The following is a 15,054-nucleotide window of genomic DNA, read 5'->3' as shown; positions in this document are numbered from 1 at the left end:
TTCTGTTTTTATAAAATAGAAGTCTTTTTTAATTGAAAATGATTCTCATTATCTGTATTTTGTAGTGTAGACTACAGCATACGGAAAGTATAATGATTTCAATTAGATTAATATCAAAAGTATCCATTTTTATCGTCGGGTTATTCATTATTAGCGGTTGTGTGCAAAAAGTTACACCGTCCATAGTACAACTAGATAATCAACTTACTGGGCCAAATCAATTGGTTGATTTGTCTACAGGAAAACCAATTACGCCTCAACAACTTATCCAGCAACTCGCACAATCCACTTATGTGATTGTGGGGGAAAAGCATGACAATCTGTATCATCACCAAATAGAGCAGTGGGTTGCTCAGGAAATGCAACAGCTTCGTCCTCAAGGCTCTGTGTTACTTGAAATGATTACGCCTTCACAGCAAAACAATATCACCAAGGTGCAAGCTCAGATGCAAAGTAACCTTTATATACGTGATGAAAAGCTACAGGCGGCTGTTAAGTGGAATACTGGCTGGCCTTGGGGCTTATACGGTAATCTGGTAAGGCATTTACTTAGTCAGCCATATCCTTTGTTGAGCGCTAATTTAGATAAACAGGTTATTACAGAGGCTTATGCTAATCCACCTGTACTAAAAGGCCAGTATTCAACGCAGTCAGTAGTACAAGATACAATTCGGAAAACGATTAAAAGCTCACATGGTGGGGAACTTACCGTTGAACAAGTAGAAAAAATGACTGTTATTCAGCAGATGCGTGATCGGGCAATGGCACAAGCGTTAATCAATGCGCCAAAACCTGCGTTGCTGTATGCCGGTGGGTACCACGCAACCCGTGCAATCGGGGTTCCTTTACACTTACAAGATTTAGCTCCTGAAATAGAATTTAAAGTTTTGATTATCTCCGAAGAGGGTAATCAAATTGAAAACTTACATGCTGATTATGTTTGGTATACGCCAAAGAATAATTAATTTCGCATAAGATAAGTAATATTCATTAATTATGCGAATGATTTAACATTAAAGGCAATAAATGCTTTTCATTTACATTTGTTATTGATTATCATTTGCATACTTTTTTTATGATAAGAAAGATGAAAATGGTGGCGATGACTTTAGGTTATGAACAAGCAACAAAAACCAGTAGCTCAGTTGTATTAGCGGTTCTTTTACACATAATGGTTATTGGTTTCTTTATTCGTACTATAGAAGATAAATGGGATGATTACTTACCATCACCTTCAGTGGTAATGGAACTCTCTTTTGAGTCAGAAGCAAAACAATTAACTGAAACTAATATTGGGAAAACACAAGAACTCTCGATAGCAAGCGAAGCAAAGCTAACTCCTGACGATGAGTTTCTTGAACCGGTTGTTCCAGTTAATGAAGATGCTGAATTATTAGTGGCGAAAATTAAAAAAAAGAAAACACAACCAGAGGTCAAAAAAGCACATAAGGAAATTAGTAACAAACGAATAAGTGAAATTGAAAGCGATAATTCAAAAGCGAGTTCTGCCCCGGTGACTAGTGAGGCGGTGGCTAAACAACAAACACAGCGCGTTGCTGCACAAGTTGATAGCAGTTCTCAAGCGGATGATAGCAAACGTCAATGGGAAGCAATGGTACTGGGGCAGTTGAACAAGTTTAAGCGCTACCCTGATGATGCGAAAAGGCGTAATAGAATAGGGCGTCCTATCATAAAATTTGAGGTTGATGCACAAGGTTATGTATTAGACAGTGTATTAATTAAAAACTCCGGGACGCAATCATTAGATAGAGAAGCACAACGTGTCCTTTTGAGAGCTGAACCATTGCCACCACCACCAATTGATATGTTAGTTAATGGAAAGGTAACGGTGAAGTTACCTATTGATTTTAATATCATTAATGATTAATCAGGGTAAGAAATGCTAACACATTTAAATCTATTGTCAGGCTTCTCTCAAGCCGTTAAATTTTGTCTCATTGTATTATTGGGACTACAGACAAACGCAAGTTTTGCGGAGGAAAGAATGATTGCACCAAAGGCACAAAAACAGCCTCATACGATGACTATTCATGGTGATACGCGTATCGATGATTACTATTGGCTGCGGGATGATGCAAGAAAGTCACCAGAAGTTATTGAATACTTAACACAAGAAAACAACTATACACAGCAACAACTTCAATCTGGAAGTTCGTTAAAAAAAGAAATTTATGATGAGTTGTTTTCTCGAGTAAAACAAGATGATGAGTCAGTTCCCTATAATTATAATGGTTATACATACCGTTCACGAGTCGTTGCGGGTAAAAACTATCCGATATATGAAAGACGCCCTATTAATAGTGATGGTGAATGGGTTGTCTTAGTTGATGGTAATGAACGCGCTAAGGGCACCGAATATTATCGCATGGGGGCATTAGCCATCTCGCCGGATAACACCACGCTAGCTATTGCTGAAGATCGCCAAGGGCGTAATGAATTTGCTGTGTCATTTCGCAAAATTAAGGGGGGCGAATGGCAAGAAAATATATTAACCAATACATCAGGTAATATTGTTTGGGCCAATGATAACCAAACACTATTTTATGTGAATAAGGACAAGCAAACATTGTTGCCTTACCAAGTGGTTAAACACCAATATGGTACACAACAAACCCAAGATAAACTGGTGTATGAAGAAAAGGATGACACTTTTTACGTTAGCTTAGCGAAATCGACGTCAAAAGATTTCATTTTAATTGGTATCACGAGTACTGAAACGTCTGAATACCGGTTAATTGATGCTAACCAGCCACAAAATGAAGTTAAAATTCTACAACCACGTCAAACAGGGGTTGAGTATTATCCTGATCATTTCAACGGTAAATTCTATATTCGCTCTAATCACCAACACCCATTATTTGGTTTATACATTGCAGACAATATTTCAGCGCCGTGGTTAAGCTTTATAGCCCCTCGTGATGGGGTAGATCTGGAAGATTTTGCTTTATTTAATAATTGGTTAGTTGTGGAAGAACGTCAAAATGGTTTGGTGAATATCCGCCAAATCAGTTGGTTAACGCATAAAGAAAACCAAGTAAGCTTTGATGACCCAACTTACATGGCGTGGATCGGGAATAACCCTGAGCCTGATACGGATACACTACGCTACGGTTATTCATCAATGACCACGCCATCTTCAGTATATGAAATTAATATGCTGACTCAAGAAAAGCAGCTTCTAAAACAAGAAGAAGTTAAAGATTTTAATAAACAAAATTACCAAAGTAAGCGTATTTGGGTTACTGCACGAGATGGTGTAAAAGTCCCTGTTTCCTTGGTTTACCGTAAAGATCTTTTCAAACAGGGGAAAAACCCATTGTTAGTCTATGGTTATGGCGCTTATGGTTACGGAATTGACCCATCATTTAGTTCATCCCGCTTGTCTTTGCTTGATCGTGGCTTTGTTTACGCGATTGCTCACATTCGTGGTGGTGGTGACTTAGGTAAAAATTGGTACATACAAGGTAAAACAATCCACAAGATGAATACCTTTACTGACTTTATTGATGCAACCAAAGGGTTATTATCAGAAGGTTACGGTAAAGCAGGGCATGTTTATGCCATGGGGGGAAGTGCTGGTGGCTTGTTGATGGGGGCGGTTGTGAACATGGCGCCTAATTTATATGAGGGTGTGGTTTCCGCTGTCCCATTTGTTGATGTGGTGACTACCATGTTAGACCCGTCAATTCCTCTGACGACAGGGGAATACGATGAGTGGGGGAATCCAGAAAACGAAGAGGATTACTGGAGAATAAAAGCTTATAGTCCATATGATAATATCAAAGCACAACATTACCCACATATTCTAGTGACGACAGGGTTACATGACTCTCAAGTTCAATACTGGGAGCCTGCTAAATGGGTAGCTAAATTGCGAGATATTAAACAAGGTGATTCATTATTATTATTAGAAACCAATATGAGTGCGGGGCATGGTGGTAAGTCAGGGCGTTTTAATGCGCTAGACGACATAGCTCGTGAATATAGCTTTATCTTAATGCTTGAAGATAAACCCAAATATTTTCCATATTTAAAATAATAATTAACCTATAAAAATTAGGTGTTCTTAGGGCAGCAACAATATTAATGGCATTGTTGCTGGGCCTTTTCACAGGCACTATTTTGTTCTGTGTTAGCAATGTGAGCGTATGACACTCAGTACGTTTACAGGAATGGTTTAATGAATAATAAAACAATAATTATGGTAGTTGGTATTATTGCCACTAGCTACCAAGGGGTTGCTTTAGCTGAAAATACGCAGCAGAAAAATAAACAGAAAAATAATGTGGTTAATTTTAGCCAGTTAAAAGTTTCGGGTGCGCAGAAACAAACCCCGCTCGTCAAAGCATTAGAAAAACCCGGTGCTTACAATGCGGTTGGTACGGAAAATAAATTACAGTCGATGGACAAAATTATCCGCACGATGCCCGGTACTTATACCCAAATGGATGGCAGCCAAGGAACGGTGAATGTTAATCTCCGTGGTCTGAGTGGTTTTGGACGCGTGAATATGATGGTTGATGGTATCACGCAGAGTTATTATGGAATTTCCCCGAGTCAATATACACATGGACAACAACCAAATAATGATTTTGGCGCTTTAATTGATCCAAATTTTATTGTTGAAATTGAAGTAGAAAAAGGGCAATTAAATGGAGGAAATAGTGTTAACGCTTTAGTAGGGAGCGCAAATTTCCGCACTATCGGTATTGATGATGTGATTTTTAAAGATAATTTATATGGGCTCCGTAGTAAAGCTAGTTGGGGAGATAATGGTCTCGGTTATAATGGAATGGTGGCGGTTGCAGGGAAAACATTATTACAAGATGATGGTTATTTTGGCGGCTTAATTGCAGTTAGTGGCCATAATATTCCTGGTAGTTATAAAAATGGTGATGGGTTTGATAGTGACGAGTTTGCCACTGATTCCACTTTCAAACAAAAGCCCCAATCGCAATTAGCCAAATTGAAATATAAACCTAATGACAGCCATGAATTAGAATTCAGTGGTCGTTTCTTACAAAATAAGCTCACGAGAAGAAAAATTAATAGTGAAGATTATTATATTAAATATAAATATACGCCGCTGAATGAGTTAATTGATGTTGAGGTTTTAGCGAGCCATGGTAAAAACGACCAACAATTTGAAGGTGACTCATTAGGTTGGGCATTAAGGCAAGGTAAGTCTAAAAATATTGGCGATGGACTTAATCTTTCTAATACAAGTCGGTTTTCATATGGTGATGTTGATTTTCAATGGAAAGTAGGTTCTAAGTTATCTAAAACGAAATATGAGCGCGAGGTTAGTTCTGTTATTGACCAAGATACGTTGAACTATAACCCATTCTCGCCAAGTGGGTCGTTAGATCTTGCGAGCGCCTATACACAACTAGAAGCAAAGTATGGTATCTATACAGCAATTTTTGATTTGAACTATATGAATTACCACTTAAAAGGTTTCAAACCTGCATGTGGCGATCAAGATTTTTGTTTTCCACAAGAAGCCGCGACTTTAAATTTACGGGGTAATGGTTTTAACCCCGGAGTTTTATTATCAGCAGAAATTATTCCTGAATTCCAGCCATTTGTTAGTTATGCGCATTCAATGAGAGCACCGAATACGCAAGAGGTTTTTTATTCTCAAGAAGGTGGTAATTCAATGAACCCATTCTTAAAAGAAGAGAAATCACAGACATGGCAAGTTGGTTTTAATAGCTTTAAACCGGATTTAATTTTTGAAGGTGACCAGTTTAATATGAAGGCATTATGGTTCCATACAAAAATTAAAGACTATATTACGAGTAAGCCTTATTTACTTTGTCGCCCAAGATCAAATGCTGAACTGGCTTGGTGTTTGATGAATGATGATGTATGGGACAAAGAATTCCCAGAATTTATGCGTAAAAGCTATATGTATGTCAATGAGCCTCATGATGTTAATCTACGTGGCTATGAATTACAGGCTAATTATGATGCAGGTATAGTTTATTCAACATTATCCTATACCAAAGAAACTGGGGATCAACCTAACTCCATAGCTAAGGTTGCTGATTTTAGTGCGGGAGATTTCACTGAGCTTCCTGATTATTATGTGACCTTGGATTCAGGTGTGCGTTTATTGGATGAAAAATTAACCGTAGGTACAACTATTACATGGACCGGCCCTTCAAAACGAATTGGTGTAGAGTCTATCGTTGATAACGATGGAAATGCACTAAAAGATAAGTATGAAAAACAACCTACAATCATTGATTTATATACAGACTATGAAGTTAATAAAAACGTTAAATTGATGATGACGATTAATAATGTAACGAATAAAAATTATTCGGATGCACTAAATCGTGCAAATTCTACCGCTATTATGGAAGAACGCGGTAAAAACAATGCAACAGCTAGAGGGCGTACTTATATGATTGGCGGACAGGTGCGTTTCTAATCAACGTATCAGTTTAATACCACTTATCTCGTTATTTTTATCGAGATAAGTGGATAAAATAATCATTTCGATACTCTTTTGGCTTTAACCTTTTCAATATGGGTAACTTGGCTTTCAACCCAGCCATCATTAAGGCGAGTTTTCAGTGGTTGGCCGATTTTCACTTGGCTGGTTTTTTTCAACACTGTACCTTTAGCGGTTTCACTGATACTAAACCCGCGAGCTAAGGTAGCTAATGGGCTAACCGCTTCCATTTTTGAACAAGCTACTGCGAAACGTTGGCGGTAACTATTAACCAAACTCGTGACCATATTCTGCAAATGATACTGTGTCTGCTGCAACTGTCGCTGCTGTTTTTGCAATTGAGGGCGCAAATCATTTTGCAGTAAACGGCGATTAACTTTTTCGAATTTAACCGTTGAATTTTGTAGTTGTCGAGTCATCGACTGCGCCAGTTTTTGTTGCAATAAATTAAGCTGGTTATGTTGCCTTGCCAAACGCAATTGCGGGTGCTGTTGCTGTAAACGATGATGTAAACGAGCAAACCTTTGTTGTTGACCCGCCACGTAATAATCCATTGCCATTTCAAGATGTTGCTGTGCTGATTTTATCTGGCGTAGCATCTCTAATTGGTTACGGCTGACTAACTCTGCTGCGGCAGAAGGCGTTGGTGCTCGAACATCGGCAACATAATCCGCAATCGTCACGTCAGTTTCATGACCAACAGCACTAATTATAGGCAGTTGGCTAGCAAAAATAGCCCTAGCAACGATTTCTTCATTAAAGGCCCACAAATCTTCAAGTGAACCACCACCGCGACCAACGATTAATACATCGCATTCCTGACGCAAATTTGCCAGCTCAATCATTCTCGCAATTTGGGCTGGTGCCAATTCACCTTGAACCGCTGTAGGGTAAATGATAATTGGCAGTGAAGGGTCACGACGGCGTAAAATGTTTAAAATATCATGTAATGCAGCCCCGGTTGCCGAAGTGATAATACCGACGCATTTAGCTGGGCTAGGCAAAGTTTTTTTATAGGTGGCATCAAACAAGCCTTGCGCATTCAGAGTTTGCTTTAAAAGCTCAAAGCGTTGTTGTAACAAGCCTTCGCCAGCAGGTTGCATGCTTTCGATGATCAATTGGTAATCACCGCGAGGCTCATACAAAGTCACGGTAGCCTTGACTAAAACTTGTTGGCCATTTTGTGGGCGAAATGTAACACGCGCATTTTGCCCACGAAACATCGCTGCACGAACTTGTGCACGGTCATCCTTCAAGGTCAAATACCAATGACCTGAACTTGGCTGCGAAAAATTAGAAATTTCAGCAGTTAGCCAAATACGGCCCATTTGGTTATCAAGAAGTTCGCGAACCGCTTGGTTTAGTTTACTAACTGAGTAAATAGCACTATTTTGTGATGTCGACATGTGAGCTAGATCAAATTTTAAAACAAGGACTTAATTGATAGATACTAACGTAGCCATTGGAGTTATCAAGTTTTTTTTCAAAAAAAGGCTGGAAGCAACCGATTACGGTGTGTATAATTCCGCGGCAATATTTTATACCTTTCCATAACGCTGCCTGGTGGGATATTGCCTATGTTACGCATTAAAAAAGAAGCACTAACTTTCGACGACGTTTTACTCGTTCCTGCACACTCAACGGTATTGCCAAATACTGCAGATTTATCAACTCAACTGACTGCAAACATCCGCCTAAACATTCCTATGCTTTCTGCAGCCATGGACACCGTTACTGAATCTGATCTTGCAATCGCGCTAGCTCAAGAAGGCGGTATCGGTTTTATCCACAAAAACATGACCATCGAGCGCCAAGCGGAAGAAGTCCGCCGTGTGAAAAAACATGAAAGTGGCGTCGTGACAGACCCTGTTACGGTGACGCCAGATACAACAATTCGTCAGGTACAAGAGTTGTCTGAACGCAATGGTTTCGCAGGTTACCCTGTGGTAGCTAAAGACAATTCATTAGTGGGGATTATTACTGGCCGTGATGTCCGTTTCGTCACTGACCTTGACCAGCCAGTTACTGCGGTAATGACGCCGAAAGAGCGTTTAGTTACTGTGAAAGAAGGCGAAGCGCGTGAAGTCGTGTTACAAAAAATGCATGAAAAACGTGTAGAAAAAGCCTTAGTGATTGATGATAACTTTCATTTGTTAGGGATGATCACCGTTAAAGATTTCCAAAAAGCAGAACGTAAGCCTAATGCTTGTAAGGACGAACAGGGGCGTTTACGTGTTGGCGCAGCCGTTGGTGCCGGAGCAGGTAACGAAGAGCGTGTTGACGCGCTGGTTGCTGCTGGCGTTGATGTATTATTGATTGACTCATCTCATGGTCACTCTGAAGGTGTATTACAGCGTATTCGTGAAACGCGTCAAAAATACCCAGAATTACAAATTATTGGTGGTAACGTTGCGACAGCCGAAGGTGCAAAAGCATTGGCAGAGGCAGGCGTTAGTGCTGTAAAAGTAGGGATTGGCCCAGGTTCTATTTGTACTACACGTATTGTTACTGGTGTTGGGGTTCCTCAAATCACTGCTATTGCAGAAGCGGCAGAGGCATTGGCTGGCACTGGTATCCCTGTGATTGCAGATGGGGGAATTCGTTTTTCTGGTGATATTTCTAAAGCGATTGCCGCTGGGGCAGCTTGTGTCATGGTTGGCTCTATGTTTGCGGGGACTGAAGAATCGCCAGGAGAAACTATTTTATTCCAAGGTCGTACCTATAAAGCATACCGTGGTATGGGTTCATTAGGAGCTATGTCTAAAGGTTCTTCAGACCGTTATTTCCAATCTGATAATGCGGCTGACAAACTTGTCCCTGAGGGGATTGAAGGCCGTGTGGCGTATAAAGGCCGCTTAAAAGAAATTATTCATCAACAAATGGGCGGGCTACGCTCCTGTATGGGGCTGACAGGTTGTGGTACTATTGATGCGTTAAGAACAAAAGCAGAATTTGTTCGTATTAGTGGTGCTGGTATCCAAGAAAGCCACGTTCATGACGTTACTATCACAAAAGAATCTCCGAACTACCGTTTGGGGCAATAATCGATAACGTTTCAGGGTGGTGCGGTTAATTAATACGCACCACCGATTTTATTTTTGACTTGAATTTTTGGAATTCTCCTCAAATGACAACAAATATCCATAAGCATCGCATTCTTATCCTTGACTTCGGTTCGCAATATACACAGCTGATTGCCCGTCGTATCCGTGAAATTGGCGTTTATTGTGAACTCTGGGCGTGGGACGTTACAGAAGAGCAAATTCGAGAATTTAATCCAAATGGTATTATTCTTTCTGGTGGGCCAGAAAGCACCACGGAATCAGATAGCCCACGCGCTCCTGACTACGTGTTCAATGCAGGCATACCTGTATTAGGTATTTGCTATGGCATGCAAACAATGTCAATGCAATTAGGTGGCGCAGTTGAGGTTTCAGGCGAGCGTGAATTCGGCTATGCAAATGTAGAAGTTACTGAGCAATGTGAACTGTTCCGTGATATTCATGATTCATTGAATGAAGCTGGCAAGCCTGTTTTAGATGTGTGGATGAGTCATGGAGATAAAGTGACTGCGATTCCAGCGGACTTCAAAACGATCGCAAGCACACCAAGCTGCCCATATGCCATCATGGCAAATGAGGAAAAAAGGTTCTATGGGGTTCAATTCCACCCAGAAGTTACTCACACACACCAAGGTTTAAATATCTTAAAACGTTTTGTAAAAGATATTTGCCAATGTGAGGCACTATGGACACCAGCGGCAATTATAGAAGACACGGTTGCGCGCTTGAAAGAGCAAATCGGCGATGATCATGTATTGCTGGCACTTTCAGGTGGCGTTGATTCATCAGTAACGGCTCTGTTATTAAACCGTGCAATTGGCAAGCGTTTGACCTGCGTATTCGTTGATAACGGCTTATTACGTTTAAATGAAGCAGACCAAGTGATGGAAATGTTCGAGGGTAAATTTGACTTGAACATCATTCATGCTAAAGCTGAAGATCGTTTCTTAAGTGCATTAGCAGGGATCAGCGATCCTGAAGCTAAACGTAAGAAAATTGGCCATGTATTTATCGAGGTATTCGATGAAGAGTCATCGAAGCTTCCTAACATTAAATGGCTAGCACAAGGGACAATTTACCCTGATGTTATTGAATCCGCCGCTTCAGCGACAGGTAAGGCACACGTTATCAAATCACACCATAACGTAGGTGGTTTACCGGATGACATGAAGTTAGGTTTGGTTGAGCCGTTAAAAGAACTGTTTAAAGATGAAGTACGTAAAATCGGTCTTGAACTGGGCCTGCCATACGACATGTTATATCGCCATCCATTCCCAGGACCAGGCTTAGGCGTTCGTGTACTCGGCGAAGTTAAGAAAGAATATTGTGATTTACTACGCCGCGCAGATGCTATCTTTATTGAAGAACTGCATAAGGCAGATTTATACCATAAAGTTAGCCAAGCATTTACCGTGTTTTTACCTGTTCGCTCCGTCGGTGTGATGGGAGATGGTCGTAAATACGATTGGGTTGTTTCTCTGCGTGCTGTTGAGACTATTGACTTTATGACCGCTCATTGGGCGCATTTACCATATGATTTCTTAGGCCGTGTATCAAACCGCATTATCAATGAAATTAGCGGTATTTCTAGGGTCGTATATGATATTAGTGGTAAACCACCAGCAACAATTGAGTGGGAGTGAGGCTATTATTTAGCCTATTGTTTTATTTGATTTAGTGAGTGCCATTGATGATATTGACTGCATTATCAATGGCATTTTTTATGGTTTAAGGCCGACGCTGAACCGAAGATATAGCAAATACCATGTGACCGTATCAGCAAATGCCATGGTATCGACAACCGGGTGCATTGCAGCGCTGTGCTGATGCCATCGATGCTCGCTTTGATCAGAACCGCTCTCTCGACCTATGCCCCAGATCGTTAAATATGCGCCAGAGGAGCACCTCGTGATAGAAATTGTGAACAAGACAGCCGCCACTCGGAATCGAAGTATCCATATAGGTGAATAAAGTTTGCGGAAAATACGCTGAGAAAATAGAAAAGCGTCAATGAAGGGACATAGGAATGGCGATTAACGGAGAGAACGGTGTTAGTGCAGTCACCGTGGATGAACTACTCAAGCAAGGCCTTCGGATACCGAACTATCAACGCCCATACAGTTGGGATGTATCGACTGCTCTACAACTGGTGGATGATATCAGCGAAGCTCTTCGAGATACCGAACGAAAAGATATTCCCTATGTTTTGGGTGCAATCATTCTTCACGATGATGGTGAGTATCTCAATGTAGTCGACGGGCAGCAGCGCCTGCTGACTTTGCGAATGATTCTTGCGGCCTTAGATCCGATAAATCATCAAATTTCGATGTCTGGTAACAGCGAAACCCCTGTCTCCCTAGTTTGGATAGAGCTTCAAAGGCGCCTGTCGCAGTTGGAAGATAAAAAAGAGTTTTTGGATTTTATCTGTCACAAATGTCAGTTGGTGCGTATTGTGACGGACGATATTGATGAGGCATTTCGTGTCTTTGATTCCCAGAACTATCGCGGCAAACCGCTTGCCCCTCACGACTTGCTCAAAGCACACCACCTGCGCGAAATGCACGATGAGTCCGCAGCTATGAAAGTGGCTGTCGTTGAGGCTTGGGAAGCCGTAAACGATGAGGATCTGGACAGGCTTTTTTCTACTTTTTTATACCGGATATCCAAGTGGTCACGAGGCGAAAGCTCGCTCGAATTTACTATTCGGGACATCGGCATGTTCAAGGGCATTTCATCACGATCCCACAGGTCATTTTCGCCAAATCTGCGATATCACCTTGCAGCACAAGCCGCTATGCCACTTCTAAGTGCATGGTCGGTATCCTCTACACATGATGCACGAAATGCCGGGCGCAGCCGCTTTCAGCTTGATGCCCCGATAATCGCAGGACGCTCATTTTTCGAGATGGTGACATTCATGCTTGACGAATTGAAGATACTGGAACAAGAGGTTATTGACAGAGGTTTCAAAAACTTTGGCCCATCTCAAAGTCGCTACCGCTACGTGTACGAATTGTTCATTGCCGCGCTGCTTTGCTATACAAACAAGTTTGGCGATGAAGATGTAGATGAAGTGCGAAATAGGTTATTCGCATGGGCATATGCCTTGCGGGTCGAGTTACTTCGTGTGCAATTTGTATCTGCTGACAACCGAGCGCGAGGTAAAAACGATGCAAATAAATCGCCTTTTGTTTTGCTACGTAACGCGATGACTGGAAGTGTTGTCCGCAAACTTCCAATAGCAAGTAAGCCATACAGCGATAACCACGAAAAGGAACTCGTTGCTTTTATCAAGGGGCTGCAATGAGCAAGAAGGAGTTGAAACCTGAACTGTTAACAGTAGGCAAGTTATTCACTGACAATTATCTGATTCCTATTTATCAACGGAACTATGCTTGGCGGGCCGAACAGATTGAGCAACTTATTAGCGATATTCAAGACTCGGTAGTAGGGGGCCAGGACAACTATTTTCTTGGGAACCTTGTTGTAATCAAGCGGGGTAGAGAGGATGAGTTCGAGGTCATAGATGGACAACAACGACTTACAACCCTCTATCTGCTTCTGACCTTCCTGGAGCAAGACGGTGAGGGTGAGAAGCCGTCGGTTGGCCATGCAGGCCACTTGCAATATGAGTCGCGCGCACGGGCAACTGAGGCCCTGCTGCGAGTAGCACAGGAGGCGGCTAAGGAGCACGTTCGACCGCAGGGCTCCACGAGTAATGCAGATGCTGGCATTCATGAAGGCTACAGCATCATCAATCAGTTCTTCAAACAAAATGAAAACCTTAATCGCTCACGCGAAAAATTCTCCGATTTCTTGCTAACGAAGGTGACTGTCGTCCGTGCCTCGCTGCCACCCAATACCGACCTCAATCGCTACTTCGAGATCATGAACACTCGTGGGCAGCAACTCAAGCAGGTTGATATTGTTAAGGCTCGCCTGATGAGCAAACTGCCCAATCAATATGAACGCGAATGCTTTGCGTGGGTTTGGGATTCCTGTGCTGACATGGATTCTTATGTCCAGATGTCTCTGACCCGTGGTGACACAAGTTTGCGAAACAAAGTATTTGGTGATGAATGGTCCTGGCTGGAGGTGACCAGCTTCGCTTCGCTAATGGAAAGTCGTCCGCAATCCGGCATTAATTCATCAAGGCAATCCTCCGAAGGGGTATCGTTGTCCTTGGATGAGGCGTTGTCAAAATACGCTAAAGAGCTCGAGTCAAATTCCACTGAAGACGAGGGCAACGAGCGGTTTCGTTCGACTATTGAGTTTCCGGCCTTTCTGCTACACGTTCTAAGAATTATGAAAGGCGATGAGGTCGAAGACGAAGGCCTGCTTGACGACAAGCGCCTCATCAAGTCATTTGACGACGCCGTAAATAATGTACCCGATGCTAAAGCCGATTGGGTGCGTAGTTTTGCATTTATGCTTCTCAAGTGCCGCAACCTCTTCGATGGCTTCATCTTGAAGCGTCAATTCACGGCAAACATCGGTGACGATGGCGATTGGTCTCTCCAGCGACTGAAAAAAGGAGGCGGGGACAAGAAGCCAACCCCGACGTACATCCATGTTTTCTCGGCCAGCAATGGAAGCTTAGAGGAGGACGGGAGTGCTGACCCACATACCCGAGATGTATTGCTGCTTCAGTCCATGCTTCGGATTACCTACACTTCTCCGCGAACGATGCACTGGATTACCAAAGTTCTTCGCTGGCTCTCCGTTAAAGCCCCTCGAGACGTGAAACATGCGGATCTTGCCGATTTGTTGAAGGGATATGCCCGCAGCAAGGTTAAAGAGACATTCTCCTTTGAGAAAGATCAGCAACCACAAGGGTTTGGTATCAGCCGTATCGTCTTTTCGTATCTCGACTATCTTCTGTTGAGTGACTCCTCAAAACGAGATTTCAAATTTCAGTTCAGAACTTCCATTGAGCACTTCTATCCACAGCATCCTGACAAAGAACAGTCGGGCGCGGTTGTTTCAGGTTCTAGCCTTAACCTGCTTGGCAACCTCGCGCTCGTAAGCGTCAGCGCGAACTCAAAATTCAGCAATAGCCTCCCCAGAGCGAAGGCCGAAAACTTCAAGGATACAATTGAACTTCAAAGTCCCAAGCTCAAGAGAATGGCGGAAATCACCCGAAATACAAACTGGGACGATCAGCAGATAACAGCACATCATGAAGCGATGGTGACATTGCTTCGTGATGATGTAAGTCTGGTGGAGGCAAGCGGAAGATCCAACCCAGGGCGTTGACTTCTTTGAATAACCGCTTTTGGACGAATATCCTTTGTGGTGTGCAAGTTGTCAGTCTAAAAGCGTTTTGCGTCGGGCGACACGATCAGTACAGTCTCCAAGTTTTCTTACCATGGTATTTTGTATGGTATCGACATGCAGAGATAATGCTATTTTATTGATTTTATAGTGTTTTAAGACAGCATTAATCATCGAGTGGGAATAATCCTGCAATAAGAATTAGCTGGCACTGACTAGCAAAATAACGATTTA

At 42.1% G+C, this 15,054-nt stretch carries 9 protein-coding genes; 8 read left to right on the top strand and 1 reads right to left on the bottom strand.

Features of this window, described 5'->3' with window-relative positions; genetic code table 11:
• Positions 1–92 precede the first annotated feature (92 nt).
• The 4 genes from RB151_RS12175 (at position 93) to RB151_RS12160 (ending at position 6,460) form a co-directional block, all read left to right on the top strand.
• Entirely contained in the window at positions 93–965 is an 873-nt protein-coding gene (locus RB151_RS12175) for a ChaN family lipoprotein (RefSeq protein ID WP_071548145.1), read from the top strand.
• A gap of 110 nt (positions 966–1,075) precedes the next feature.
• Entirely contained in the window at positions 1,076–1,888 is an 813-nt protein-coding gene (locus RB151_RS12170; RefSeq protein ID WP_225832949.1) for an energy transducer TonB, read from the top strand.
• A 117-nt stretch (positions 1,889–2,005) separates the two neighbouring features.
• Positions 2,006–4,060: a S9 family peptidase gene (locus RB151_RS12165; RefSeq protein WP_237071444.1), complete on the top strand. Its 2,055-nt coding sequence runs from the start codon at positions 2,006–2,008 to the stop codon at positions 4,058–4,060.
• A 141-nt stretch (positions 4,061–4,201) separates the two neighbouring features.
• Positions 4,202–6,460 (top strand): TonB-dependent receptor domain-containing protein, encoded by a 2,259-nt coding sequence (locus RB151_RS12160; RefSeq protein WP_071548143.1) that lies wholly within the window; start codon positions 4,202–4,204, stop codon positions 6,458–6,460.
• Between the two features lie 62 nt (positions 6,461–6,522).
• Here the strand turns inward: RB151_RS12160 and xseA are convergent, their stop codons facing one another.
• Entirely contained in the window at positions 6,523–7,890 is a 1,368-nt protein-coding gene (gene xseA, locus RB151_RS12155) for an exodeoxyribonuclease VII large subunit (RefSeq protein ID WP_071548142.1), read from the bottom strand.
• 171 nt (positions 7,891–8,061) lie between these two features.
• Between xseA and guaB the strand changes: the two genes are divergently transcribed.
• From guaB to RB151_RS12130, 4 genes are all read left to right on the top strand, one after another.
• Positions 8,062–9,528, top strand: a complete 1,467-nt coding sequence (gene guaB, locus RB151_RS12145; protein WP_042843566.1) for an IMP dehydrogenase — start codon at positions 8,062–8,064, stop codon at positions 9,526–9,528.
• A gap of 83 nt (positions 9,529–9,611) precedes the next feature.
• The gene (guaA, locus tag RB151_RS12140; protein ID WP_071548141.1) at positions 9,612–11,189 is read left to right on the top strand and encodes a glutamine-hydrolyzing GMP synthase; all 1,578 of its coding nucleotides are present in this window, start codon (positions 9,612–9,614) and stop codon (positions 11,187–11,189) included.
• A gap of 383 nt (positions 11,190–11,572) precedes the next feature.
• Positions 11,573–12,853 carry a DUF262 domain-containing protein gene (locus tag RB151_RS12135; protein WP_042843568.1) on the top strand — a complete coding sequence of 427 codons (1,281 nt, stop codon included), beginning with the start codon at positions 11,573–11,575 and terminating at the stop codon, positions 12,851–12,853.
• Positions 12,850–14,802: a DUF262 domain-containing protein gene (locus tag RB151_RS12130; protein ID WP_071548140.1), complete on the top strand. Its 1,953-nt coding sequence runs from the start codon at positions 12,850–12,852 to the stop codon at positions 14,800–14,802. Before RB151_RS12135 ends, RB151_RS12130 begins: the two co-directional genes overlap by 4 nt.
• Positions 14,803–15,054 lie beyond the last annotated feature (252 nt).

It is taken from the genome of Providencia rettgeri, assembly GCF_001874625.1.
GTDB classification, from domain to species: domain Bacteria; phylum Pseudomonadota; class Gammaproteobacteria; order Enterobacterales; family Enterobacteriaceae; genus Providencia; species Providencia huashanensis.
The sequence above is the reverse complement of the archived record's forward strand: the minus strand, read 5'-3'. Positions and strand labels throughout refer to the sequence as shown.

What these genes read in the sequence shown, in the direction of transcription:
- RB151_RS12170 (WP_225832949.1), top strand. Translation starts at nt 1,076, where the DNA reads ATGATAAGAAAGATGAAAATGGTGGCGATGACTTTAGGTTATGAACAA.
- RB151_RS12175 (WP_071548145.1), top strand. Translation starts at nt 93, where the DNA reads ATGATTTCAATTAGATTAATATCAAAAGTATCCATTTTTATCGTCGGG.
- RB151_RS12135 (WP_042843568.1), top strand. Translation starts at nt 11,573, where the DNA reads ATGGCGATTAACGGAGAGAACGGTGTTAGTGCAGTCACCGTGGATGAA.
- xseA (WP_071548142.1), bottom strand. Translation starts at nt 7,890, where the DNA reads ATGTCGACATCACAAAATAGTGCTATTTACTCAGTTAGTAAACTAAAC.
- RB151_RS12160 (WP_071548143.1), top strand. Translation starts at nt 4,202, where the DNA reads ATGAATAATAAAACAATAATTATGGTAGTTGGTATTATTGCCACTAGC.
- RB151_RS12130 (WP_071548140.1), top strand. Translation starts at nt 12,850, where the DNA reads ATGAGCAAGAAGGAGTTGAAACCTGAACTGTTAACAGTAGGCAAGTTA.
- guaB (WP_042843566.1), top strand. Translation starts at nt 8,062, where the DNA reads ATGTTACGCATTAAAAAAGAAGCACTAACTTTCGACGACGTTTTACTC.
- guaA (WP_071548141.1), top strand. Translation starts at nt 9,612, where the DNA reads ATGACAACAAATATCCATAAGCATCGCATTCTTATCCTTGACTTCGGT.
- RB151_RS12165 (WP_237071444.1), top strand. Translation starts at nt 2,006, where the DNA reads ATGATTGCACCAAAGGCACAAAAACAGCCTCATACGATGACTATTCAT.